At 67.4% G+C, this 21,219-nt stretch carries 36 protein-coding genes; all 36 read left to right on the top strand.

The annotated features are described in order from the left end of the window. Positions 1-9: 9 nt before the first annotated feature. The 36 genes from tuf to AB0H62_RS02560 all read left to right on the top strand — a co-directional run bounded on the left by tuf (position 10) and on the right by AB0H62_RS02560 (position 21,165). Positions 10-1,203: an elongation factor Tu gene (gene tuf, locus AB0H62_RS02735; protein WP_220246077.1), complete on the top strand. Its 1,194-nt coding sequence runs from the start codon at positions 10-12 to the stop codon at positions 1,201-1,203. Between the two features lie 424 nt (positions 1,204-1,627). After that, positions 1,628-1,933 (top strand): 30S ribosomal protein S10, encoded by a 306-nt coding sequence (gene rpsJ, locus AB0H62_RS02730; protein WP_003102098.1) that lies wholly within the window; start codon positions 1,628-1,630, stop codon positions 1,931-1,933. A gap of 31 nt (positions 1,934-1,964) precedes the next feature. After that, positions 1,965-2,621 carry a 50S ribosomal protein L3 gene (gene rplC / locus AB0H62_RS02725; RefSeq protein WP_220246078.1) on the top strand — a complete coding sequence of 219 codons (657 nt, stop codon included), beginning with the start codon at positions 1,965-1,967 and terminating at the stop codon, positions 2,619-2,621. Next, positions 2,618-3,307: a 50S ribosomal protein L4 gene (rplD, locus tag AB0H62_RS02720; RefSeq protein WP_220246079.1), complete on the top strand. Its 690-nt coding sequence runs from the start codon at positions 2,618-2,620 to the stop codon at positions 3,305-3,307. The genes rplC and rplD overlap by 4 nt, the downstream gene beginning before the upstream one ends. Then, positions 3,304-3,615: a 50S ribosomal protein L23 gene (gene rplW, locus AB0H62_RS02715; RefSeq protein WP_220246080.1), complete on the top strand. Its 312-nt coding sequence runs from the start codon at positions 3,304-3,306 to the stop codon at positions 3,613-3,615. Before rplD ends, rplW begins: the two co-directional genes overlap by 4 nt. Before the next feature lie 15 nt (positions 3,616-3,630). Continuing rightward, positions 3,631-4,467 carry a 50S ribosomal protein L2 gene (rplB, locus tag AB0H62_RS02710; protein WP_220246081.1) on the top strand — a complete coding sequence of 279 codons (837 nt, stop codon included), beginning with the start codon at positions 3,631-3,633 and terminating at the stop codon, positions 4,465-4,467. A gap of 18 nt (positions 4,468-4,485) precedes the next feature. After that, positions 4,486-4,767: a 30S ribosomal protein S19 gene (gene rpsS, locus AB0H62_RS02705; RefSeq protein ID WP_153035997.1), complete on the top strand. Its 282-nt coding sequence runs from the start codon at positions 4,486-4,488 to the stop codon at positions 4,765-4,767. A 31-nt stretch (positions 4,768-4,798) separates the two neighbouring features. Then, positions 4,799-5,218 (top strand): 50S ribosomal protein L22, encoded by a 420-nt coding sequence (gene rplV, locus AB0H62_RS02700; protein WP_220246082.1) that lies wholly within the window; start codon positions 4,799-4,801, stop codon positions 5,216-5,218. After that, positions 5,218-6,072, top strand: a complete 855-nt coding sequence (gene rpsC / locus AB0H62_RS02695) for a 30S ribosomal protein S3 (protein WP_220246083.1) — start codon at positions 5,218-5,220, stop codon at positions 6,070-6,072. Before rplV ends, rpsC begins: the two co-directional genes overlap by 1 nt. A gap of 3 nt (positions 6,073-6,075) precedes the next feature. Further along, positions 6,076-6,495, top strand: a complete 420-nt coding sequence (gene rplP / locus AB0H62_RS02690; protein WP_004558864.1) for a 50S ribosomal protein L16 — start codon at positions 6,076-6,078, stop codon at positions 6,493-6,495. Next, positions 6,495-6,740 (top strand): 50S ribosomal protein L29, encoded by a 246-nt coding sequence (rpmC, locus tag AB0H62_RS02685; protein ID WP_220246084.1) that lies wholly within the window; start codon positions 6,495-6,497, stop codon positions 6,738-6,740. Before rplP ends, rpmC begins: the two co-directional genes overlap by 1 nt. After that, the gene (rpsQ, locus tag AB0H62_RS02680) at positions 6,737-7,015 is read left to right on the top strand and encodes a 30S ribosomal protein S17 (protein WP_220246085.1); all 279 of its coding nucleotides are present in this window, start codon (positions 6,737-6,739) and stop codon (positions 7,013-7,015) included. Before rpmC ends, rpsQ begins: the two co-directional genes overlap by 4 nt. A gap of 73 nt (positions 7,016-7,088) precedes the next feature. Further along, on the top strand, positions 7,089-7,457 hold the full coding sequence (rplN, locus tag AB0H62_RS02675) for a 50S ribosomal protein L14 (RefSeq protein ID WP_004558867.1): 369 nt from the start codon (positions 7,089-7,091) through the stop codon (positions 7,455-7,457). Between the two features lie 3 nt (positions 7,458-7,460). Beyond that, the gene (gene rplX, locus AB0H62_RS02670) at positions 7,461-7,775 is read left to right on the top strand and encodes a 50S ribosomal protein L24 (RefSeq protein ID WP_204091700.1); all 315 of its coding nucleotides are present in this window, start codon (positions 7,461-7,463) and stop codon (positions 7,773-7,775) included. A gap of 1 nt (position 7,776) precedes the next feature. Further along, positions 7,777-8,340, top strand: coding sequence for a 50S ribosomal protein L5 (gene rplE / locus AB0H62_RS02665; RefSeq protein WP_220246086.1), 564 nt, complete (start codon positions 7,777-7,779; stop codon positions 8,338-8,340). Between the two features lie 4 nt (positions 8,341-8,344). Next, entirely contained in the window at positions 8,345-8,530 is a 186-nt protein-coding gene (locus tag AB0H62_RS02660) for a type Z 30S ribosomal protein S14 (RefSeq protein ID WP_220246087.1), read from the top strand. An 82-nt stretch (positions 8,531-8,612) separates the two neighbouring features. Further along, complete coding sequence (gene rpsH / locus AB0H62_RS02655) at positions 8,613-9,011, top strand: 30S ribosomal protein S8 (RefSeq protein ID WP_220246088.1); 399 nt, start codon at positions 8,613-8,615, stop codon at positions 9,009-9,011. Positions 9,012-9,027: 16 nt separating this feature from the next. Next, positions 9,028-9,567 (top strand): 50S ribosomal protein L6, encoded by a 540-nt coding sequence (gene rplF, locus AB0H62_RS02650; protein WP_220246089.1) that lies wholly within the window; start codon positions 9,028-9,030, stop codon positions 9,565-9,567. Between the two features lie 2 nt (positions 9,568-9,569). Continuing rightward, on the top strand, positions 9,570-9,971 hold the full coding sequence (rplR, locus tag AB0H62_RS02645) for a 50S ribosomal protein L18 (protein ID WP_220246090.1): 402 nt from the start codon (positions 9,570-9,572) through the stop codon (positions 9,969-9,971). A 31-nt stretch (positions 9,972-10,002) separates the two neighbouring features. Beyond that, on the top strand, positions 10,003-10,650 hold the full coding sequence (gene rpsE / locus AB0H62_RS02640) for a 30S ribosomal protein S5 (protein ID WP_220246091.1): 648 nt from the start codon (positions 10,003-10,005) through the stop codon (positions 10,648-10,650). A gap of 1 nt (position 10,651) precedes the next feature. After that, positions 10,652-10,837, top strand: a complete 186-nt coding sequence (rpmD, locus tag AB0H62_RS02635; RefSeq protein WP_020643215.1) for a 50S ribosomal protein L30 — start codon at positions 10,652-10,654, stop codon at positions 10,835-10,837. Then, positions 10,834-11,280, top strand: a complete 447-nt coding sequence (rplO, locus tag AB0H62_RS02630; RefSeq protein ID WP_220246092.1) for a 50S ribosomal protein L15 — start codon at positions 10,834-10,836, stop codon at positions 11,278-11,280. The genes rpmD and rplO overlap by 4 nt, the downstream gene beginning before the upstream one ends. A 549-nt stretch (positions 11,281-11,829) precedes the next feature. Further along, positions 11,830-13,137, top strand: a complete 1,308-nt coding sequence (secY, locus tag AB0H62_RS02625) for a preprotein translocase subunit SecY (RefSeq protein WP_220247338.1) — start codon at positions 11,830-11,832, stop codon at positions 13,135-13,137. Then, complete coding sequence (locus tag AB0H62_RS02620; protein ID WP_220246093.1) at positions 13,134-13,688, top strand: adenylate kinase; 555 nt, start codon at positions 13,134-13,136, stop codon at positions 13,686-13,688. Before secY ends, AB0H62_RS02620 begins: the two co-directional genes overlap by 4 nt. A gap of 44 nt (positions 13,689-13,732) precedes the next feature. Next, the gene (gene map / locus AB0H62_RS02615; protein WP_220246094.1) at positions 13,733-14,509 is read left to right on the top strand and encodes a type I methionyl aminopeptidase; all 777 of its coding nucleotides are present in this window, start codon (positions 13,733-13,735) and stop codon (positions 14,507-14,509) included. A gap of 329 nt (positions 14,510-14,838) precedes the next feature. After that, a complete protein-coding gene (gene infA, locus AB0H62_RS02610) occupies positions 14,839-15,060 on the top strand; it encodes a translation initiation factor IF-1 (protein ID WP_004558881.1) in 222 nt (73 codons plus the stop codon). Between the two features lie 37 nt (positions 15,061-15,097). Then, the gene (gene rpmJ / locus AB0H62_RS02605) at positions 15,098-15,211 is read left to right on the top strand and encodes a 50S ribosomal protein L36 (protein ID WP_004558882.1); all 114 of its coding nucleotides are present in this window, start codon (positions 15,098-15,100) and stop codon (positions 15,209-15,211) included. A gap of 204 nt (positions 15,212-15,415) precedes the next feature. Next, on the top strand, positions 15,416-15,796 hold the full coding sequence (rpsM, locus tag AB0H62_RS02600) for a 30S ribosomal protein S13 (protein ID WP_220246095.1): 381 nt from the start codon (positions 15,416-15,418) through the stop codon (positions 15,794-15,796). Further along, complete coding sequence (locus AB0H62_RS02595; RefSeq protein WP_220246096.1) at positions 15,793-15,978, top strand: hypothetical protein; 186 nt, start codon at positions 15,793-15,795, stop codon at positions 15,976-15,978. The genes rpsM and AB0H62_RS02595 overlap by 4 nt, the downstream gene beginning before the upstream one ends. 18 nt (positions 15,979-15,996) lie before the next feature. Then, complete coding sequence (gene rpsK / locus AB0H62_RS02590; RefSeq protein ID WP_004558885.1) at positions 15,997-16,404, top strand: 30S ribosomal protein S11; 408 nt, start codon at positions 15,997-15,999, stop codon at positions 16,402-16,404. 23 nt (positions 16,405-16,427) lie between these two features. Continuing rightward, the gene (rpsD, locus tag AB0H62_RS02585; RefSeq protein WP_220246097.1) at positions 16,428-17,033 is read left to right on the top strand and encodes a 30S ribosomal protein S4; all 606 of its coding nucleotides are present in this window, start codon (positions 16,428-16,430) and stop codon (positions 17,031-17,033) included. 107 nt (positions 17,034-17,140) lie between these two features. Further along, positions 17,141-18,214 (top strand): DNA-directed RNA polymerase subunit alpha, encoded by a 1,074-nt coding sequence (locus AB0H62_RS02580; protein ID WP_220246098.1) that lies wholly within the window; start codon positions 17,141-17,143, stop codon positions 18,212-18,214. 43 nt (positions 18,215-18,257) lie between these two features. Next, a complete protein-coding gene (gene rplQ / locus AB0H62_RS02575; RefSeq protein ID WP_220246099.1) occupies positions 18,258-18,827 on the top strand; it encodes a 50S ribosomal protein L17 in 570 nt (189 codons plus the stop codon). 73 nt (positions 18,828-18,900) lie between these two features. Next, on the top strand, positions 18,901-19,737 hold the full coding sequence (gene truA, locus AB0H62_RS02570) for a tRNA pseudouridine(38-40) synthase TruA (protein WP_360583685.1): 837 nt from the start codon (positions 18,901-18,903) through the stop codon (positions 19,735-19,737). A gap of 11 nt (positions 19,738-19,748) precedes the next feature. After that, positions 19,749-20,378, top strand: a complete 630-nt coding sequence (locus AB0H62_RS02565) for a class I SAM-dependent methyltransferase (RefSeq protein ID WP_360583683.1) — start codon at positions 19,749-19,751, stop codon at positions 20,376-20,378. A 112-nt stretch (positions 20,379-20,490) separates the two neighbouring features. Further along, complete coding sequence (locus AB0H62_RS02560) at positions 20,491-21,165, top strand: alpha/beta fold hydrolase (RefSeq protein ID WP_360583681.1); 675 nt, start codon at positions 20,491-20,493, stop codon at positions 21,163-21,165. The last annotated feature ends 54 nt before the right edge of the window (positions 21,166-21,219 follow it).

The raw sequence follows: 21,219 nt of genomic DNA, 5'->3' as shown, positions 1-21,219 counted from the left end.
GACATTCCAGTGGCGAAGGCGAAGTTCGAGCGGAGCAAGCCGCACGTCAACATCGGGACCATCGGTCACGTCGACCACGGCAAGACCACGCTGACCGCGGCGATCACCAAGGTTCTGCACGACAAGTACCCGGAGCTCAACGAGTCGCGTGCGTTCGACCAGATCGACAACGCGCCCGAAGAGCGCCAGCGCGGTATCACGATCAACATCTCGCACGTCGAGTACCAGACCGAGAAGCGTCACTACGCGCACGTCGACGCCCCCGGTCACGCGGACTACATCAAGAACATGATCACCGGTGCCGCCCAGATGGACGGTGCGATCCTGGTCGTGGCCGCCACGGACGGCCCGATGCCGCAGACCCGCGAGCACGTGCTGCTCGCCCGCCAGGTCGGCGTGCCCTACATCGTGGTCGCGCTGAACAAGGCCGACATGGTCGACGACGAGGAGATCCTCGAGCTCGTCGAGCTGGAGGTCCGCGAGCTGCTGTCCTCGCAGGAGTTCCCGGGCGACGACGCGCCGGTCGTGCGCGTCTCGGGCCTGAAGGCTCTCGAGGGCGACGCCAAGTGGGCCGAGGCTGTCCTCGAGCTCATGACCGCCGTCGACGACAACGTGCCGGACCCGGTGCGTGAGCTCGACAAGCCGTTCCTCATGCCGATCGAGGACGTCTTCACCATCACCGGTCGCGGCACCGTCGTCACCGGCCGCGTCGAGCGTGGCGTGGTCAACGTGAACGAAGAGGTCGAGATCGTCGGCATCAAGGAGAAGTCGACCAAGACGACTGTCACCGGTGTCGAGATGTTCCGCAAGCTGCTGGACCAGGGCCAGGCGGGCGACAACGTCGGCCTCCTCGTCCGCGGTATCAAGCGCGAGGACGTCGAGCGCGGCCAGGTCGTCGTGAAGCCGGGTACCACCACCCCGCACACCGACTTCGAGGGCCGGGTCTACATCCTGTCGAAGGACGAGGGTGGTCGTCACACCCCGTTCTTCAACAACTACCGCCCGCAGTTCTACTTCCGCACCACTGACGTGACCGGCGTCGTGACCCTCCCCGAGGGCACCGAGATGGTCATGCCGGGCGACAACACCGACATTTCGGTGGCGCTGATCCAGCCCATCGCCATGGACGTGAACCTGCGCTTCGCGATTCGCGAGGGCGGCCGCACCGTGGGTGCGGGTCAGGTCACCAAGATCATCAAGTGATTTCGACGCCCTTGACCGGGCTACTACACCCCCCGGTCAAGGGCGTCAACTCACGTGTGCGACACTATTCAGGTTGCTCGTCCCGGGGCGGCCGAATCCTCGAGTTGTTCGATTGACTCACGGGGTTCCGGCCGCCCCTGTACGAGTGGCCACGGTCCGTCCAGCTCTTCCTTCGGGGTGAGGCTAGCGGGCAAAGGCCAAGTGGCCGGCGGTGCTTGCAGTTGATGCGGCGCGGCGGGCTCGCGGCCTCCTCACGTTGAGGAAGACCAGGCAGGACGATCCCACGGGATCCGTCTGTGCGTCGGGCGCGACACGCCCGACCGCGTGGACCGGGGACAGGGCCGTTGAACTGCTGAAACCGGGGCCTCAGGCCCGGGTTGACGAGACAAAGCGGCACGAGACGACGAAGGAACGAGCAGCCACCATGGCGGGACAGAAGATCCGCATCCGGCTCAAGGCCTACGACCACGAGGCGATCGACACCTCGGCGCGCAAGATCGTGGAGACGGTCACGCGCACCGGTGCCCGTGTTGTCGGGCCGGTGCCGCTGCCCACCGAGAAGAACGTTTACTGCGTCATCCGCTCGCCGCACAAGTACAAGGACTCGCGCGAGCACTTCGAGATGCGCACGCACAAGCGTCTGATCGACATCCTCGACCCGACGCCGAAGACGGTCGACGCGCTCATGCGCATCGACCTGCCGGCGAGCGTCGACGTCAACATCCAGTAGCGGCTGGCGAGCGGCGGAGAGTAAGAGACTCATGTCTGACAGGCAGATGAAGGGCATCCTGGGCACCAAGCTCGGCATGACCCAGGTCTTCGACGAGCAGAACCGGGTTGTCCCGGTCACCGTCGTGAAGGCCGGTCCGAACGTGGTCACCCAGGTTCGGACCCAGGACAAGGACGGCTATGCGGCCGTGCAGCTGGCTTTCGGTGCGGTCGACCCGCGCCGGGTGAACAAGCCGCGCACCGGCCACTTCGACAAGGCGGGCGTGACCCCGCGGCGCTTCCTCGCCGAGCTGCGTACCACCGACGCGGACACCTACGAGGTCGGTCAGGAGATCACCGCTGAGGTGTTCGCCGCCGGCGTCGAGGTCGACGTCACGGGTACCAGCAAGGGCAAGGGCTACGCCGGTGTCATGAAGCGCCACGGCTTCAAGGGCCAGGGCGCGAGCCACGGTGCTCAGGCCGTGCACCGCAAGCCGGGTTCCATCGGTGGCTGCGCCACCCCCGGCCGCGTCTTCAAGGGCCTGCGCATGGCGGGCCGGATGGGCTCCGACCGGGTCACCACGCAGGGTCTGACCGTGCACGCGGTGCGTGCCGAAGACGGCCTGCTGCTGATCAAGGGCGCGGTGCCCGGTCCCAAGGGCGGCCTGCTGTTCGTGCGCAGCGCCGCGAAGGGTGGTAACTCCGAATGACAAGCGTCGAGCTGAAGACCCCGGCCGGTAAAGCCGACGGCACGGTCGACCTCCCCGCGGAGATCTTCGACGTGCAGGCCAACATCGCGCTGATGCACCAGGTCGTGATCGGCCAGCTGGCCGCCGCGCGCCAGGGCACGCACGACACGAAGACCCGTGGTGAGGTCTCCGGTGGCGGCAAGAAGCCGTACCGGCAGAAGGGCACCGGTCGTGCCCGCCAGGGTTCGACCCGCGCGCCGCAGTTCGCCGGCGGTGGCGTCGTCCACGGCCCCACGCCGCGTGACTACACGCAGCGCACCCCGAAGAAGATGAAGGCCGCCGCTCTGCGTGGCGCCCTCTCCGACCGGGCTCGCGCCGGCCAGCTGCACGTCGTGACCGAACTGGTCACCGGCGAAAAGCCGTCGACCAAGGCTGCCAAGACCGCGATCGCCGCCGTGACGCAGGCGAAGCGCGTGCTCGTGGTGCTGCACCGGGCCGACGAGCTCAGCTGGGTCTCCCTGCGGAACCTCCCCGAGATCCACATTCTCTGGGCGGACCAGCTCAACACCTACGACGTGCTGGTCAACGACGACGTCGTGTTCACCAAGGCCGCGTACGACGCGTTCGTCGCAGGCCCCGCCAGTGGCAAGGCCGTCAAGGCCTCCGCTCGGTCGGGCGAAGTTTCGGAAGGGAGTGACGAGAAGTGAGCTCGGTCGCCATTCCGGACCACCGCGACATCCTGCTCGCGCCGGTCATCTCCGAGAAGTCCTACGGGCTGCTCGAGGACCACAAGTACACGTTCATCGTCCGCCCGGACGCCAACAAGACCCAGATCAAGATCGCGGTCGAGAAGGTGTTCGGTGTCAAGGTGGTCAGCGTCAACACGGCCAACCGTCAGGGCAAGCGGAAGCGGACTCGCGCAGGCTTCGGCAAGCGCAAGGACACCAAGCGCGCCATCGTGACTCTTTCGCCTGAAAGCAAGGCGATCGAGATCTTCGGCGGACCCACCGCGTAAAGGACTGAGCTGACAATGGGCATCCGCAAGTACAAGCCGACGACCCCGGGTCGTCGCGGTTCGAGCGTCTCGGACTTCGCCGAGATCACCCGCTCCACGCCGGAGAAGTCGCTGCTGCGTCCGCTGAGCGGTTCGGGCGGTCGTAACTCGTCGGGCAAGATCACCACCCGTCACAAGGGTGGCGGCCACAAGCGCGCCTACCGCGTCATCGACTTCCGTCGTAACGACAAGGACGGCGTGCCGGCCAAGGTCGCGCACATCGAGTACGACCCCAACCGCACCGCGCGCATCGCGCTCCTGCACTACGCCGACGGCGAGAAGCGCTACATCATCGCGCCGGACAAGCTGAAGCAGGGCGACACCGTCGAGAACGGCCCTCGCGCCGACATCAAGCCGGGTAACAACCTGCCGCTGCGCAACATCCCGGTCGGCACCGTGGTCCACGCGATCGAGCTCCGCCCCGGTGGCGGCGCGAAGATGGCGCGCTCCGCCGGCGCCAAGGTGCAGCTGGTGGCCAAGGACGGGCCTTACGCCCAGCTCCGGCTGCCCTCGGGCGAGATCCGCAACGTCGACGTGCGCAACCGCGCGACCGTCGGCGAGGTGGGCAACTCCGAGCACGGCAACATCAACTGGGGCAAGGCGGGTCGTAACCGCTGGCGCGGCAAGCGCCCCACCGTCCGTGGTGTCGTCATGAACCCGGTCGACCACCCGCACGGTGGTGGTGAGGGTAAGACCTCCGGTGGTCGCCACCCGGTGAACCCGAACGGTAAGCCCGAGGGCCGCACGCGTCGCCGCAAGGCAAGTGACGCGATGATCGTCCGCCGCCGCCGTACCGGCAAGAACAAGCGCTGAGCAGGGAGGTAGAAGAACATGCCACGCAGCCTTAAGAAGGGGCCCTTCGTGGACGACCACCTGCTCAAGAAGGTGGACGCGCTCAACGAGGCCAACAAGAAGACCGTGATCAAGACCTGGTCGCGTCGCTCGACGATCATCCCGGATTTCTTGGGTCACACGATCGCCGTGCACGACGGCCGCAAGCACGTCCCGGTGTTCGTCACCGAGGCCATGGTGGGTCACAAGCTGGGCGAGTTCGCCCCGACGCGGACCTTCAAGGGTCACATCAAGGACGACCGCAAGTCGCGCCGCCGCTGAGCGGGCACGAAACAAGACAAGGGAAGTAGCGATGAACGCCCAGAACGACGCGACGGTCGAGGCTCTGCCTACGGCTTACGCGCGGGCTCGCTTCGTCCGGGACTCGCCGACCAAGGTGCGCCGGGTGATCGAGCTCATCAAGGGACGTAGCGCCGCCGACGCCTTGGCCGTGCTCCGGTTCGCCCCCCAGGCGGCCAGCGAGCCGGTCGCGAAGGTGCTCGCCAGTGCCGTGGCCAACGCCGAGAACAACCTTCAGCTCGACCCGGAGACGCTCTGGGTCAAGAACGCGTACGCCGACGAGGGCCCGACCCTCAAGCGCATCCGCCCGCGGGCCCAGGGCCGCGCGTACCGGATCCGCAAGCGGACCAGCCACATCACCGTCGAGGTGGAGTCGCGTCCGAAGGCCGACGTGAAGAAGGCGCAGAGCAAGAAGAAGGCAGGTGGCCGGTAGTGGGCCAGAAGATCAACCCGCACGGCTTCCGCCTGGGTATCACCACGGACTGGAAGTCGCGCTGGTACGCCGACAAGCAGTACTCGGAGTACGTGGCCGAGGACGTGAAGATCCGCAAGCTGCTGTCCACGGGCATGGAGCGCGCCGGCATCTCCAAGGTCGAGATCGAGCGCACCCGTGACCGCGTTCGCGTCGACATCCACACCGCCCGGCCGGGCATCGTCATCGGCCGTCGTGGTGCGGAGGCCGACCGGATCCGTGGCGCGCTGGAGAAGCTGACCGCCAAGCAGGTCCAGCTGAACATCCTCGAGGTCAAGAACCCCGAGTCCGACGCCCAGCTCGTTGCGCAGGGTGTCGCGGAGCAGCTGAGCAACCGCGTGGCGTTCCGCCGCGCGATGCGCAAGGCGATCCAGACCTCCATGCGTTCGCCGCAGGTCAAGGGCATTCGCGTGCAGTGCGGCGGTCGTCTCGGCGGTGCCGAGATGTCCCGCTCCGAGCACTACCGCGACGGCCGGGTTCCGCTGCACACGCTGCGTGCCGACATCGACTACGGCTTCTTCGAGGCCAAGACGACGTTCGGTCGCATCGGCGTGAAGGTGTGGATCTACAAGGGCGAGCTGGTGGGTGGCCTCAAGGCCCGCGAGGCGCGCGACGCCGCCGCGGCTGCCGAGCGGGCCCCGCGCCGCGACCGCGGTGACCGTCCGTCTCGCCCGCGCCGCTCCGGCGCCTCGGGCACGACGGCGACCTCGACCGAAGCCGGTCGCGCTGCTGCCGCCGCGAAGAACGAAGACGCGGCACCCGTGGCGACCGAGGCGGCCCCGGCTGCCGAGACCGCAGAAAAGACGGAGGGCTGAGACGTGCTCATCCCGCGCAGGGTCAAGCACCGGAAGCAGCACTCCCCGAAGCGCCACGGCGCCGCCAAGGGCGGTACGAAGGTCAGCTTCGGCGAGTACGGCATCCAGGCGCTTGAGCACAGCTACGTGACGAACCGGCAGATCGAGTCCGCTCGTATCGCCATGACCCGTCACATCAAGCGTGGCGGCAAGGTGTGGACGACCATCTACCCGGACCGCCCGCTGACCAAGAAGCCGGCGGAAACCCGCATGGGTTCCGGTAAGGGTTCGCCCGAGTGGTGGATCGCCAACGTGAAGCCGGGTCGCGTGATGTTCGAGATCTCGTTCCCGAACGAGGAGACCGCCCGTGAGGCGCTCCGTCGCGCGATCCACAAGCTGCCCATGAAGTGCCGCATCGTGACCCGTGAAGGTGGTGAGTTCTGATGGCCAACGGCGCCGCCCAGGCTTCGGAGCTTCGTGAGCTCACCGCGGAAGAGCTCGTGCTGCGTCTGAAGGAATACAAGGAGGAGCTCTTCAACCTCCGCTTCCAGATGGCGACCGGGCAGCTGGACAACAACCGTCGGCTGCGCACCGTCCGTACGGACATCGCGCGGATCTACACGGTCATGCGTGAGCGTGAGCTCGGCCTGTCCGTGGCCCCCGACAGCGAGAGTGAAGGTGCCGCATGAGCGAGCCCACCACCGAGAAGCTCGCGCGTAACTACCGCAAGGTGCGCGAGGGCTACGTCGTCTCGGACAAGATGGACAAGACGATCGTGGTCGAGCTCGAGGACCGCAAGAAGCACCCGCGCTACTCGAAGGTTCTGCGCAGCACCACCAAGGTCAAGGTGCACGACGAGAACAACGAGGCGGGCGTGGGCGACCGGGTCACCCTGATGGAGACCCGGCCGCTGTCGGCGACGAAGCGCTGGCGCCTCGTGCAGGTCGTGGAGAAGGCCAAGTAAGCAGGGCTCTTCGGAGTCCTTGGTTCCGCAAGGCTCGCGCGAGCGAGAACCAGCGCGACATACAGGAGTTGACGTGATCCAGCAGGAGTCGCGGCTTCGGGTTGCCGACAACACCGGTGCTAAGGAAATCCTTTGCATCCGTGTTCTCGGTGGCTCCGGGCGGCGCTACGCGGGCATCGGTGACATCATCGTCGCCACCGTGAAGGACGCCATCCCGGCTGCCGGGGTGAAGAAGGGCGACGTCGTCAAGGCGGTCATCGTCCGCACGGTGAAGGAGCGTCGTCGTCCGGACGGTTCCTACATCCGCTTCGACGAGAACGCCGCCGTGCTCATCAAGAACGACAACGAGCCTCGTGGCACCCGCATCTTCGGCCCGGTGGGCCGCGAGCTGCGCGACCGAAAGTTCATGAAGATCATTTCGCTCGCGCCGGAGGTGTTGTAAGCCATGAAGGTGAAGAAGGGCGACACGGTCGTCGTCATCGCCGGCAAGGACAAGGGCGCCAAGGGCAAGGTCATCCAGGCCTACCCGGAGCGCGACCGCGTGCTGGTCGAGGGCGTGAACCGGATCAAGAAGCACACCCGGATCACTCAGACCCAGCGTGGTGCGCAGTCCGGCGGCATCGTGACCCAGGAAGCGCCCATCCACGTGTCGAACGTGATGGTCGTGGACTCGGACGGTAAGCCGACCCGCGTGGGCTACCGCATCGGCGAGGACGGCAAGAAGGTCCGGGTCTCGCGCCGGAACGGCAAGGACATCTGACATGACCACCGCAGAGAAGATGGTGCCGCGTCTGAAGACCCGGTACCGCGAAGAGATCAAGGGCGAACTCCAGAAGGAGTTCTCCATCCCCAACGTGCACCAGATTCCCGGCGTCGTGAAGGTCGTCGTGAACATGGGTGTGGGTGACGCGGCCCGCGACAGCAAGCTCATCGAGGGTGCTGTCCGCGACCTGTCGCTGATCACCGGCCAGAAGCCGGAAGTCCGGAAGGCTCGCAAGTCCATCGCGCAGTTCAAGCTGCGTGAGGGCCAGCCGATCGGTGCGCGCGTGACGCTGCGCGGCGACCGGATGTGGGAGTTCCTCGACCGGCTGCTCACCATCGCGCTGCCCCGTATCCGCGACTTCCGCGGTCTGTCCGGCAAGCAGTTCGACGGCAACGGCAACTACACGTTCGGTCTCAACGAGCAGTCGATGTTCCACGAGATCGACCCCGACGCCATCGACCGTCCGCGCGGCATGGATGTCACGGTCGTCACCACCGCCACCACCGACGACGAGGGCCGGGCGCTGCTGCGCAAGCTCGGCTTCCCGTTCAAGGAGAACTGAGCCGATGGCCAAGAAAGCTCTGGTCCACAAGGCCGCCAAGAAGCCGAAGTTCGCCGTGCGGGGTTACACCCGTTGCAACCGTTGTGGTCGGCCGCACTCGGTGTACCGCAAGTTCGGGCTCTGCCGGATCTGTCTCCGGGAGATGGCGCACGCGGGCGAGCTGCCCGGCGTCCGCAAGTCCAGCTGGTAAGAGGCTCGAAACTATTTCCCAGTTCGCCACAGGCCCCGCCCGAGAGGGCGGGGAACCAGGCGAGAAAGGTTGACAGGTCACCATGACGATGACCGACCCCATCGCAGACTTCTTGACTCGTCTGCGTAACGCGAACTCGGCGTACCACGACGAGGTCGTGCTTCCCCACTCGAAGATCAAGGCGAACATCGCCGAGATCCTCAAGCGCGAGGGCTACATCGCGGGCTACCGCGACGAGCCGGGCGAGAAGCACAAGAACCTCATCGTGGAGCTGAAGTACGGCCCCAACCGCGAGCGCAGCATCGCCGGCCTCCGGCGCGTGTCCAAGCCGGGTCTGCGGGTGTACGCAAAATCGACCGAACTGCCGTCCGTGCTGGGTGGCCTCGGCGTCGCGATCATCTCGACGTCCGGTGGCCTGCAGACCGACCGTCAGGCCAAGCGCAACAACGTGGGCGGCGAAGTCCTCGCCTACGTCTGGTAAGGAAGGGGGCACAGACATGTCACGCATCGGAAAGCTGCCGGTCGCCGTCCCCTCCGGGGTCGACGTGACCATCAACGGTCAGCACATTCAGGTCAAGGGGCCCAAGGGCACCCTCGAGCACACCCTCGCGGAGCCCATTACCGTTGAGCGCGGTGAAGACGGCACCCTGCAGGTGAAGCGCCCGGACGACGAGCGCACCTCCAAGGCGCTGCACGGTCTCACGCGTACGCTGGTGAACAACCTCGTCGTCGGCGTCACCGCCGGCTACGAGAAGAAGATGGAAATCCACGGTGTTGGTTACCGCGTGCAGGCCAAGGGCTCGGACCTCGAGTTCGCCCTCGGCTACAGCCACCCGGTGAAGATCGAGGCGCCGGAGGGCATCACCTTCAAGGTGGAGACGCCCACCCGGTTCTCGGTGTCCGGCATCGACAAGCAGAAGGTCGGCCAGATCGCCGCGGTCATCCGCAAGTTGCGCCGTCCCGACCCGTACAAGGGCAAGGGCCTGCGCTACGAGGGTGAGAAGATCCGCCGCAAGGTCGGAAAGACGGGTAAGTGATCATGAGCGACACGACTACCACGAAGCGCAAGCCGGTCGGCAAGGATGTCTCGACCCGCCGCCGCGTCGCGAAGACCCGTCGGCACTTCCGCCTGCGCAAGAAGGTCAACGGCACGCCGGTTCGTCCGCGCCTGGTCGTCAAGCGGTCCTCGCGGCACATCGCCGTGCAGCTGATCGACGACCTCGCCGGCCACACCCTGGCGTCGGCGTCCACCCTCGAGGCGGACGTCCGGGCGACCGACGGCGACAAGAAGGCCAAGGCCGCGAAGGTCGGCGAGCTCGTCGCCGCGCGCGCCAAGGCGGCCGGGATCTCGGCGGTGGTGTTCGACCGTGGTGGCAACGCCTACCACGGCCGCATCGCCGCGCTCGCCGACGCCGCCCGTGAGGCGGGGTTGGAGTTCTGATGCAGATGCTCGTCAATGGAAGGAAAGCCTGATGCCGGGACGTACGCGGCAATTCGGCGGCGGCCAGGGCGGACCGGGCGGTCAGGGCGGCAACGACCGCAATGACCGCCGCGGTGGCGGCCGGGACCGGCGCGACAGCGGCCGTGGCGGGGCCGGCCAGGACAAGACCCCGCACCTCGAGAAGGTCGTGACGATCAACCGCGTCGCCAAGGTCGTCAAGGGTGGTCGTCGCTTCAGCTTCACCGCCCTCGTCGTCGTCGGTGACGGTGACGGTCAGGTCGGCGTCGGCTACGGCAAGGCCAAGGAAGTTCCCGCGGCCATCGCCAAGGGCGTCGAGGAAGCGAAGAAGAACTTCTTCCGCGTGCCTCGCGTCGGCGGCACCATTCCCCACCCGATCCAGGGTGAGGAAGCCGCCGGTGTCGTGCTGCTGCGTCCGGCTTCGGCCGGTACCGGTGTCATCGCCGGTGGCCCGGTGCGCGCGGTGCTGGAGTGCGCGGGTGTTCACGACGTGCTGTCGAAGTCGCTCGGCTCCGACAACGCGATCAACATCGTGCACGCGACCGTGGCGGCCCTGAAGGGTCTGCAGCGTCCCGAAGAGGTCGCGGCCCGCCGCGGTCTCCCGCTCGAGGACGTCGCTCCGGCCCGGATGCTGCGCCAGCGCGCGGGCCAGGGGGCGTGACATGACTCAGCTCAAGGTCACCCAGGTCAAGAGCAAGATCGGCACGAAGCACGCTCACCGCGAGTCGCTGCGCACCCTCGGGCTGCGCAAGATCCGCCAGAGCGTCGTGCGTGAAGACACCCCCCAGGTGCGCGGCCTGATCCACACCGTCCGCCACCTGGTGGAGGTCGAGGAGGTCCAGGCATGACGGCCATCAAGATCCACCACCTGCGTCCGGCTCCGGGCTCGAAGCGCGAGAAGATGCGCGTCGGCCGTGGTGAAGGCTCGAAGGGCAAGACGGCCGGTCGCGGCACGAAGGGCACCAAGGCCCGTAAGAACGTGCCCGCCGGCTTCGAGGGTGGGCAGATGCCCATCCACATGCGGCTGCCGAAGCTGCGTGGCTTCAAGAACCGCTTCCGCACCGAATACCAGCCGGTGAACGTGGGCGACATCGCCCGCGTCTTCCCGGACGGCGGCAAGATCGGCGTCGAGGAGCTCGTCGCGGGCGGTCTCGTCCGCAAGGGCAGCCTCGTGAAGGTCCTCGGCAACGGCGACGTCGACGGCGTGAAGCTGGACGTCACCGCGGACGGTTTCTCCGGCTCTGCCAAGGAGAAGCTCGAAGCTGCCGGTGGTTCCGCCACCGCCAACTGAGGCAACTGAAGCACCTGACACACGACTCGGGCCCATCCAGCGCACAGCTGGGTGGGCCCGATTCGTTGTGTGGGCTCGTCCACAAGCGCTGTACGCGCGTTCGCGGCCGCGGTAGGCGCCGTCGCGCGGAGTGGGCCGGACGCGTCCGCTGAGGGCCACTGAGGACGTTGCGGCCGGCCGCGCGGGACTCGCGCCCGCGGCCCGATCCCGTTGCCCCGCAACGAAGCAACCCTGGCCGCACCCGTGCGTCCAGGGTGTAGCGGCCACCGGGACACCTACCGAAGACCGGGGCCGAACAGGTGATCATTTCGGGTGCGAACGGTCCAACCTGCGACATCGCCCCAGGCGTCTCGGGATCGGCTGAGACGGAAAACGCACACGCGCTGCGGACGCGCCCTGTGAAGCTGTTAGAGTCGGCGACACGCTTCGGGACCACTGTGCCCTGAGGCGTTCCTGGCTTGCCTGCCAGTGAGCTGTGTTCCCGCCGGCCTCGTGCCGGCCAAGCCGATCGTCGGTAGGACAGCCGACGACGCCGAGGAGGTCCCCCGCGTGCTCAGCGCCTTCCGCTCGGCTCTCGCGACGCCGGATCTACGCAAGAAGATCCTGTTCACGCTAGCCATCGTCGCGGTCTACCGGATCGGTGCCGCCATCCCGGCCCCGGGGATCTCGTTCTCCGCAGTGCAGGCCTGTAGCTCTCAGGCCGACCAGCAGGGCGTCTACCAGCTGCTGAACCTGTTCAGCGGTGGTGCGCTGCTCCAGCTGTCGCTGTTCTCGACCGGCATCATGCCGTACATCACGGCGAGCATCATCATCCAGCTGCTGACCGTGGTGATCCCGCGGTTCGAGGAGCTGAAGAAGGAAGGCCAGGCCGGCCAGAACAAGCTCACGCAGTACACCCGGTACCTCACGATCGCCCTGGCGATCCTGCAGGCCACCGGCGTTGTCGCGCTGGCCGACCGCGGCACCCTCTTCCAGGGCTGCCAGCAGCAGATCATCCCGGACAACAGCGTCTACTCGCTGGCGCTGATCGTCTGCACCATGACCGCGGGCACCGCCGTCATGATGTGGCTGGGCGAGCTCATCACCGAGCGCGGCGTCGGCAACGGCATGTCGGTCCTGATCTTCCTGAACATCGCGGCCCGCATCCCCACCGAGGGCGCCAACATCATGAGCAACGGCGGCGCGGTCGCCCTGGTCATGATCTGCGTGTTCGGTTTGGTGATCATCGCGAGCGTCATCTTCGTGGAGCAGGGGCAGCGCCGGATCCCGGTGCAGTACGCCAAGCGCATGATCGGCCGCCGGATGTACGGCGGCACGTCGACCTACCTGCCGATCAAGGTGAACCAGGCCGGTGTCATCCCGGTCATCTTCGCGTCGTCGCTGCTGTACCTGCCGCAGCTGCTCAGCCAGCTCATCGGCGACCCGAACAGCAACTCCGGCTGGCAGTCCTTCATCCAGAACTACCTGGTCAACCAGAGCAGCTGGGTGCACATCCTCGCGTACTTCGCGTTGATCATCTTCTTCACGTACTTCTACATCACGATCACGTTCAACGTCGACGAGCGTGCGGACGAGATGAAGAAGTTCGGTGGGTTCATCCCGGGTATCCGCCCGGGCCGCCCCACTGCCGAATACCTGAGCTACGTCCTCGGCCGCATCACGCTGCCGGGCTCGCTGTACCTGGGCATCATCGCGATCCTCCCGAACTTCTTCCTGTCCCTCACCGGCAGCGGGAACAACCAGAACTTCCCGTTCGGTGGCACGGCTGTGCTGATCATGGTGGGTGTCGGTCTCGACACCGTGAAGCAGATCGAAAGCCAGCTGATGCAGCGCAACTACGAAGGGTTCTTGAAGTGACGCGTGTGGTTCTCGTCGGCCCGCCCGGCGCGGGTAAAGGTACGCAGGCGGTGGCCCTGTCGGAGCAGCTGCGGGTTCCGCACATCTCGACGGGTGACCTGTTCCGCGCACACGTCGGTCAGGAGACGCCGCTCGGCCAGGAGGCCAAGCGCTACCTCGACTCGGGTGAGCTCGTCCCCGACTCGGTGACCAACGAGATGGTCCGCGAGCGGCTCGCCGAGCCCGACGCGAAGGCCGGCTTCCTGCTCGACGGTTTCCCCCGCAACACGAAGCAGGCCGAGGTCCTCGGCGAGATGCTGAAGGAATCCGACTGCGCGCTCGAGTCCGTGATCCAGCTGCAGGTGCCTGAAGACGTCGTCGTGTCCCGGCTGATGGCCCGCGGCCGCGCCGACGACACCGAAGAGGTCATCCGCCGCCGTCAGCAGATCTACTGGTCAGAGACCGCTCCGCTGCTGGAGTACTACGCCGACATCCTGGTGGCTGTCGACGGCGTGGGCGACGTGCAGGAGATCTCGGACCGCGTGCTGAAAGCGCTGCGCGACCGCACGTGAATCTCGGAGGGTTGCGTGTTCTGCAAGTGCTCCGCCGTGGGCGCATGATCGAGGTCAAGACGCCGGGCGAGCTGCAGGCGATGCGGGCGGCCGGGCTGGTCGTCGCGAGGACGCTGTCCGCCGTGCGCGAGCGTGCGCAGGTCGGTGTCAGCACTGCCGAGCTCGACGAGCTGGCCGAGCAGACGATCCGCGACGCGGGGGCCGTGCCGTCCTTCAAGGGTTACCACGGTTTCCCCGCGTCGATCTGCGCGTCGGTGAACGAGCAGATCGTCCACGGCATCCCGTCGAGCCGGCAGGTGCTGGGCGACGGTGACCTGATCTCGGTCGACTGCGGCGCCATCCTCGACGGCTGGCACGGCGACTCCGCCGTGACGCTCGCGATCGGCGCCGTCAGCGAGAAGGACCTCGCGCTGTCCGCCGCCACGGAGAAGTCCATGTGGGCCGGCATCGAGGCCGTGCGCGCGGGCGGGCGGCTCACCGACATCTCGTTCGCCGTGCAGACCGCGGCCGAGAAGGCCGGCCGCGACAACGGCGTCGAGTACGGGATGATCCTCGAGTACGGCGGCCACGGCATTGGCCGCCAGATGCACATGGACCCGTTCCTGCCCAACGTCGGCAAGCCCGGCAAGGGCCCGCGGCTCAAGGTCGGCATGGCGCTCGCGATCGAGCCCATGCTCACCGGGGGCGGCGGCGAGACCGTGGAGCTCGAGGACGGCTGGACCGTGGTCACGGCCGACGGCTCCCGCGCGTCGCACTGGGAGCACACCGTCGCCATCACGGAGGACGGTCCCTGGGTGCTCACCGCGCCCGAAGAGGACTGACGAGGGCTGGCACTGCCGCTCACCCGGCTGGAAAAGTTCACCTGACCAGGCGATTCTCGCAGGTCGGCTCGTTTTCAGGCATACTGGAACCCTGGCGCCCGACCGCCGGCTTGTAGCACAGTTACCCCCCGTTTGGGGGTCGCGACACGAGTCGCGTACTCTGTCAAGTCGGCGTACTCATCGCGCCGGTTCCTGCGCGCTCGTGAACTCTCGCGAACACTCGGAGTCGGGGTGGAGTGTGCCGGAGCAGCACCCCAGTAAGCAAGGGACTCGAGCTCAAACCGATCACGCTGTGTGCATCAAGCGTGCATTCAGGGATTGCGGAGGACATGGCTAAGAAAGACGGGGCCATCGAGGTCGAAGGCCGCGTGGTCGAGCCGCTCCCCAACGCGATGTTCCGCGTCGAGTTGGAGAACGGCCACAAAGTTCTTGCCCACATCAGCGGCAAGATGCGGCAGCACTACATCCGCATCCTGCCCGAGGACAGGGTCGTCGTGGAGCTTTCGCCCTACGACTTGTCTCGTGGTCGCATCGTCTACCGCTACAAGTGATCACGAAGAGCTGAGAAGAAGCAGGAGAGTCGGAGACGTGAAGGTCCAGCCGAGCGTCAAGAAGATCTGCGACAAGTGCAAGGTGATCCGCCGCCACGGACGGATCATGGTGATCTGCGAGAACCTGCGTCACAAGCAGCGTCAGGGCTGAGCACTGCACTTCAGCAGAGCGGATTGACGGCTACACACCCTCCCCGCACCTGCCGGGCCGCGTGAGCGGTCCGGTTCACCCCCGGACTTCAGGCCGGGGCCGGGACACCCGCAGCGCAAGCGGCGGGCACGACAGGCGAGTCGGTTCCGGAACCGGACGGGGAGAAGACCTGAAGACGAAATCGAAGAAGGAGCTATAGCGCCCATGGCACGACTCGCTGGCGTAGACCTCCCCCGCGAAAAGCGGTTGGAGATCGCGCTGACCTACATCTACGGCATCGGCCGTACACGCTCGAAGCAGATGATCGCCGCCGCCGAGCTGAACGCGGACACCCGCGTGAAGGACCTCAGCGACGACGACCTCATCAAGCTGCGCGAGTACATCGACGAGAACTTCAAGGTCGAGGGTGACCTTCGCCGTGAGGTGAACGCCGACATCCGTCGCAAGATCGAGATCGGCACCTACCAGGGCCTGCGCTGGCGTCGTGGTCTGCCCGTCCGCGGTCAGCGGACCAAGACCAACGCCCGCACCCGCAAGGGTCCGAAGAAGACGGTCGCCGGCAAGAAGAAGGCTGGCAAGAAGTGAGCGTCAAGGGCAAGAAGGTCGTGCAGATGGGCGGCGGGAACCGTCGCGGCACGGCTTGTGTCTCGCCCAAGGCGCTCTACGCCCGCCCGATGGCGCTGCGCAACCTGTACACCGACGCCGGGTCGATCATCCGGCGCGGACAGGCCGAAGCGGCCGCCGCTCACCAAGAGAACGCGCGCTAACAGGAGAACCCTCAGAACATGCCACCGAAGTCTCGTACTGCGGCGGGGGCCAAGAAGGTCCGCCGCAAGGAAAAGAAGAACGTTGCGCACGGTCACGCGCACATCAAGAGCACGTTCAACAACACCATCGTCTCGATCACGGACCCCACGGGCGCTGTGATCGCGTGGGCGTCGAGTGGTCACGTGGGCTTCAAGGGCTCGCGCAAGTCCACCCCGTTCGCCGCGCAGATGGCCGCCGAGAACGCCGCCCGCAAGGCTGCCGAGCACGGCATGAAGAAGGTCGACGTCTTCGTGAAGGGCCCGGGTTCGGGCCGCGAGACGGCGATCCGCTCGTTGCAGGCCGCCGGTCTCGAGGTCGGCACCATCCAGGACGTGACCCCGCAGCCTCACAACGGCTGCCGCCCGCCCAAGCGGCGCCGGGTCTGAGGAACGGGGAGGAGTAAGAAGAAATGGCTCGTTACACCGGCCCCGCGACGCGTATTTCGCGTCGCCTCAAGGTTGACCTCATCGGCGGCGACCAGGCTTTCGAGCGTCGCCCCTACCCGCCGGGCCAGCACGGCCGCGGGCGCATCAAGGAGTCCGAGTACCTCCTGCAGTCGCAGGAGAAGCAGAAGGCTCGCTACACCTACGGCGTTCTCGAGCGCCAGTTCGTCCGGTACTACAAGGAAGCCGTCCGGCGTCCCGGTAAGACCGGTGAGAACCTGCTGCAGATCCTCGAGTCCCGGCTGGACAACGTGATCTACCGCGCCGGCATCGCCCGCACGCGCCGCCAGGCGCGTCAGCTGGTGAGCCACGGCCACTTCCTGGTCAACGGCGTGAAGGTCAACGTCCCGTCCTTCCAGGTCTCCAAGTGGGACATCATCGACGTGCGGCCGAAGTCGTTCACGATGCTGCCCCTCGTGGTGGCGAAGGAGTCCTTCGGCGAGCGCCCCATTCCGGCGTGGCTGCAGGTCGTCCAGTCCAACCTCCGCGTGCTGGTTCACCAGCTGCCGGAGCGTGCGCAGATCGACGTTCCGGTTCAGGAACAGCTGATCGTCGAGCTCTACTCCAAGTAACCCGGCTTCCGGGCCGAGTTACGGGCGGCGGCGCCCGAAGTGCGCCGCCGCCGCGCCATCCCTTCGACGTCATATGGCGGGCGTCGTCTGGAAAGGAATTAGGAAAAATGCTGATTTCCCAGCGGCCGGCTCTCGGCGAAGAGACGGTCAACGAGACCCGCTCCCGGTTCACCATCGAACCGCTGGAGCCCGGCTTCGGCTACACGCTCGGCAACTCGCTGCGGCGCACGCTGCTGTCGTCCATTCCGGGCGCGGCCGTGACGAGCATCCGCATCGACGGCGTGCTGCACGAATTCACCACCGTTCCCGGGGTGAAGGAAGACGTCACCGACATCATCCTGAACCTCAAGGAGCTCGTGGTGTCCTCGGAAGAGGACGAGCCGGTCACCATGTACCTGCGCAAGCAGGGCCCCGGTGAGGTCACGGCTGCCGACATCGTGCCCCCGGCCGGCGTCACCGTGCACAACCCGGACCTTCACATCGCGGCGCTGAACGGCAAGGGCAAGCTCGAGATCGAGCTCGTCGTCGAGCGCGGCCGCGGTTACGTTCCGGCCCTGCAGAACAAGCAGGCCGGCGCCGAGATCGGCCGTATCCCGGTCGACTCGATCTACTCGCCGGTGCTGAAGGTGACGTACAAGGTCGAGGCCACTCGTGTCGAGCAGCGCACCGACTTCGACAAGCTGATCCTGGACGTCGAGACCAAGCCGTCGATCACGCCGCGCGACGCGGTCGCGTCGGCGGGCAAGACGCTGGTGGAGCTGTTCGGTCTCGCTCGCGAGCTGAACGTCGACGCCGAAGGCATCGAGATCGGCCCGTCGCCGCAGGAAGCGGACACCATCGCCGCCTACGCGATGCCGATCGAGGACCTGGACCTCACCGTCCGGTCGTACAACTGCCTCAAGCGCGAAGGCATCCACACGGTGGGCGAGCTCGTCTCGCGCAGCGAGGCGGACCTGCTCGACATCCGCAACTTCGGTGCGAAGTCGATCGACGAGGTCAAGCTGAAGCTGGTCGGTCTCGGCCTGGCGCTCAAGGACAGCCCGCCCGGGTTCGACCCGACCGCGGCTGCCGCCAGCTACGACGGTGAGGGCTGGTCGGGAAGCGTCGCCGGCATCGGCGGCGGGATTTCGGACGAGGGCCACGACGATGGCCAGGACTACGCAGAGACGGAGCAGCTGTAAGGCCGCGTAGGCCTGGAGCTGTGCAGCTGAACTAGGAGAACCAATGCCCACCCCTACCAAGGGAGCCCGGCTCGGCGGCTCGTCCGCGCACGAGCGGCTGATCCTGGCCAACCTGGCCTCGCAGCTGTTCGAGCACGGCAAGATCACCACGACCGAGGCGAAGGCCCGCCGGGTGCGCCCGCTGGCCGAGAAGCTGATCACCAAGGCGAAGCGGGGCGACCTGCACAACCGTCGCCAGGTGCAGAAGGTCGTGCGTGACAAGGACGTCGTGCACAAGCTCTTCGCCGAGATCGGTCCGCACTTCGCGGAGCGCGCCGGCGGTTACACCCGCATCACCAAGACGATGCCGCGCAAGGGCGACAACGCCGCCATGGCCGTCATCGAACTGGTCGCGGAGAAGACCGTGACGTCGGAAGCCGAGCGGGCTCGCAACACGAAGTTCGCGAAGGACGAGAAGCCGGCCGAGGCTGCCGTGGTCGAAGAGACCACGTCGGAAGAAGCCGTCGCCGAGGCTCCGGCCGAGGAGACCACCGAGGCCGCGGCTTCGGAGGAGGCTTCGGCCGAGTCGGACTCGGACGAGGCCGCTGACGACGCGGACGCCAAGAAGGACTGAAGTCCTGACGGCACAGTCGACACCGGACGAGCCCGCCACTCCCTCCGGGGAGGGCGGGCTCGTTCGTCTGCGCTTGGACGTGTCCTACGACGGCACGGACTTTTCCGGCTGGGCCCGCCAGCCCGGCCGGCGCACCGTGCAGGCCGAGTTGGAAGCGGCCCTGCAGCGCCAGCCTCCGGGCGCGTCCGTGCCCAAGTCCGTGGTCGTCGCGGGCCGCACGGACGCCGGGGTGCACGCGACGGGTCAGGTCGTGCACGTGGACGTCGTCCCGCTGGAGCCCGGTGCTCCCGGCCGCGTGCCGGTTGACGCGCACGGCATCCCGGACCTCACGCGCATGACGGGCCGCTGGAACAAGCTGATGCCCGCAGACGTGCGCGTGCTCCGCGCCCGCGTCGCCCCTGCGGGCTTCGACGCCCGCTTCTCGGCCATCCGCCGCCACTACCACTATCGCGTCTCAGACGCGCCGTGGGGCGTCGATCCGCTGCGTCGCAACGACACCCTCGCATGGGGCCGTCCACTGTCGACGGACGCGATGAACGAGGCCGCCGCGGACCTGCTCGGCCTGCAGGACTTCGCCGCCTACTGCAAGCAGCGCGAGGGCGGCACCACGATCCGTGAGCTGCAGCAGCTGGAGTGGACCCGGCTCGACGAGCACCTGCTGGAAGTCCGCGTCTCCGCCGACGCCTTCTGTCACTCGATGGTCCGCAGCCTCGTCGGTGTGCTGCTGATGGTCGGCGACGGCCGCCGCGCCCGCTCCTGGCCCGCCGAGGTCCTCTCCAGCGGCAAGCGGGACAGCGCCGTCGCGCCGGCCCACGGCCTCACGCTCACCGCCGTGGACTACCCGCCGGACGCAGAACTCGCCGCGCGCGCCGAGCAGACGCGCAACGTCCGCTCCGCCGACGACCTGTAGCTTCTCTCCGCATGGGGGAGCACCAGGACGAGACCAGGGCGGCCTACGACGGCGTCGTCGAGCTGTACGCGTCGCTCTTCGCCGACCGGCAGCTGGAGACGATGCCGTTCACGCGGACCATGGTCCGCACCTTCGCCGAGCTGGTCGCCGCGACGGGCAACTCGCGCGTGGCCGACATCGGCTGCGGTCCGGGGCACATCACCGCGTTTCTGGCCGACCAGGGGCTGGCCGCCCGGGGCCTCGACCTGTCTCCTGGCATGGTCGAGCACGCCCGGAAGTCGTTCCCGGTGCTGCGCTTCGACGAGGCCCGGACGGAAGCCCTGCCGCTCGAGGACGGCTCCCTCGGCGGCGTGGTGGCCCACTACTCGCTGATCCACACCCCGCCGGCGGAAGTGCCCGCGCTGCTCGCCGAGCTGACGCGCGTCCTGGCCCCGGGCGGTCTGTCGCTGGTCTCGTTCTTCGCGACCGACGCCCCGGAGCCGGTCCCCTTCGACCACAAGGTCGCACCCGCCTACAGCTGGCCGGTCGACCGCTTCGCCGAGCTGCTCGCAGACGCCGGCCTCGACGAGTCCGCCCGCCTCGTCCACGACCCGCGGTCCGAGCGGGGTTTCCTCGACGCGCACCTGCTGGCCCGCCGCTAGCGGACCCGTGGCGGCGTACGGGCATCAAGGGGCGGCCTATCGGTGGTGCGCCACGCCCTGGGGGTGATGACCTGGGGTGGTCCTCCCTCGCGAGCCAAGAAGGAGATTTGCCATGGCGACGTTCGTCCTCGTGCCCGGTGCGTGGCACGGTTCCTGGACGTTCGAGTCGGTCATCCCGCTACTGGAACAGGCCGGTCACACCGTCCACGCGCTGACCCTGACGGGACTGCGGCCCGACGATGACGACACGACGGTTGCGAGCGCCAACCTCGACACCCACGCCGACGACGTCGTGAGCCTCCTGGATCGCGCCCGGATCACCGACGCGACCCTGGTCGGGCACAGCTACGGCGGGATGGTGATCTCCGCCGCTGCCGACCGCGCGGGTGGCCGGGTCTCGCGTCTGGTTCACCTCGACGCCTACGTTCCGCGTGACGGCGAGTCGTGCTGGTCGTTGACCACCGAGGCCTACCGGCAGTCCTTCGTGGCCGGTGCGGCCGACACGGGCCACACCGTCCGCCCGCCCTTCCGCGCCCCGCACGGCGGCGATCCCCGCCGCCGGCCCCACCCGCTGGCCTCCCTCGTGCAAACGATCCGGCTCACCGGCGTCGTCGATCGCGTGCCCCGGCGCGACTTCGTCTACTGCTCCGGCTGGGAAGACGGCACCCCCTTCGCCGGACTCCGCGCCCGGCTCCAAGCCGATCCGGGCTGGCGCGTCCGTGACCTCCCGACCGCCCACAACGCGATGCGGGAGGCCCCGGGTGTCGTCGCCGAACTGCTGATCTGAACACAGCGAAGGCCTCCTCGAACGTGTCGAGGAGGCCTTCACCACAAGCGAAAC

This window comes from Amycolatopsis sp. NPDC050768 (assembly GCF_040654155.1).
Classification (GTDB): domain Bacteria; phylum Actinomycetota; class Actinomycetes; order Mycobacteriales; family Pseudonocardiaceae; genus Amycolatopsis.
Note: the sequence above shows the minus strand (reverse complement) of the source record. Positions and strands in the feature narration are given on the sequence as shown.

Bases quoted from the DNA above. Each gene is read 5' to 3' on its own strand.
- rpsE (WP_220246091.1), top strand. From the start codon at position 10,003: ATGCCGGGACGTACGCGGCAATTCGGCGGCGGCCAGGGCGGACCGGGC.
- rpsH (WP_220246088.1), top strand. From the start codon at position 8,613: ATGACGATGACCGACCCCATCGCAGACTTCTTGACTCGTCTGCGTAAC.
- AB0H62_RS02580 (WP_220246098.1), top strand. From the start codon at position 17,141: ATGCTGATTTCCCAGCGGCCGGCTCTCGGCGAAGAGACGGTCAACGAG.
- rplR (WP_220246090.1), top strand. From the start codon at position 9,570: ATGAGCGACACGACTACCACGAAGCGCAAGCCGGTCGGCAAGGATGTC.
- rplQ (WP_220246099.1), top strand. From the start codon at position 18,258: ATGCCCACCCCTACCAAGGGAGCCCGGCTCGGCGGCTCGTCCGCGCAC.
- rpsK (WP_004558885.1), top strand. From the start codon at position 15,997: ATGCCACCGAAGTCTCGTACTGCGGCGGGGGCCAAGAAGGTCCGCCGC.
- rplX (WP_204091700.1), top strand. From the start codon at position 7,461: ATGAAGGTGAAGAAGGGCGACACGGTCGTCGTCATCGCCGGCAAGGAC.
- rplF (WP_220246089.1), top strand. From the start codon at position 9,028: ATGTCACGCATCGGAAAGCTGCCGGTCGCCGTCCCCTCCGGGGTCGAC.
- rpsM (WP_220246095.1), top strand. From the start codon at position 15,416: ATGGCACGACTCGCTGGCGTAGACCTCCCCCGCGAAAAGCGGTTGGAG.
- rplO (WP_220246092.1), top strand. From the start codon at position 10,834: ATGACGGCCATCAAGATCCACCACCTGCGTCCGGCTCCGGGCTCGAAG.
- rplC (WP_220246078.1), top strand. From the start codon at position 1,965: ATGTCTGACAGGCAGATGAAGGGCATCCTGGGCACCAAGCTCGGCATG.
- rpsJ (WP_003102098.1), top strand. From the start codon at position 1,628: ATGGCGGGACAGAAGATCCGCATCCGGCTCAAGGCCTACGACCACGAG.
- map (WP_220246094.1), top strand. From the start codon at position 13,733: ATGATCGAGGTCAAGACGCCGGGCGAGCTGCAGGCGATGCGGGCGGCC.
- rplV (WP_220246082.1), top strand. From the start codon at position 4,799: ATGAACGCCCAGAACGACGCGACGGTCGAGGCTCTGCCTACGGCTTAC.
- rpsS (WP_153035997.1), top strand. From the start codon at position 4,486: ATGCCACGCAGCCTTAAGAAGGGGCCCTTCGTGGACGACCACCTGCTC.
- rplD (WP_220246079.1), top strand. From the start codon at position 2,618: ATGACAAGCGTCGAGCTGAAGACCCCGGCCGGTAAAGCCGACGGCACG.
- AB0H62_RS02565 (WP_360583683.1), top strand. From the start codon at position 19,749: ATGGGGGAGCACCAGGACGAGACCAGGGCGGCCTACGACGGCGTCGTC.
- rpsD (WP_220246097.1), top strand. From the start codon at position 16,428: ATGGCTCGTTACACCGGCCCCGCGACGCGTATTTCGCGTCGCCTCAAG.
- rplB (WP_220246081.1), top strand. From the start codon at position 3,631: ATGGGCATCCGCAAGTACAAGCCGACGACCCCGGGTCGTCGCGGTTCG.
- AB0H62_RS02660 (WP_220246087.1), top strand. From the start codon at position 8,345: ATGGCCAAGAAAGCTCTGGTCCACAAGGCCGCCAAGAAGCCGAAGTTC.
- infA (WP_004558881.1), top strand. From the start codon at position 14,839: ATGGCTAAGAAAGACGGGGCCATCGAGGTCGAAGGCCGCGTGGTCGAG.
- rpmC (WP_220246084.1), top strand. From the start codon at position 6,495: ATGGCCAACGGCGCCGCCCAGGCTTCGGAGCTTCGTGAGCTCACCGCG.
- rpmD (WP_020643215.1), top strand. From the start codon at position 10,652: ATGACTCAGCTCAAGGTCACCCAGGTCAAGAGCAAGATCGGCACGAAG.
- rpsQ (WP_220246085.1), top strand. From the start codon at position 6,737: ATGAGCGAGCCCACCACCGAGAAGCTCGCGCGTAACTACCGCAAGGTG.
- AB0H62_RS02560 (WP_360583681.1), top strand. From the start codon at position 20,491: ATGGCGACGTTCGTCCTCGTGCCCGGTGCGTGGCACGGTTCCTGGACG.
- rplE (WP_220246086.1), top strand. From the start codon at position 7,777: ATGACCACCGCAGAGAAGATGGTGCCGCGTCTGAAGACCCGGTACCGC.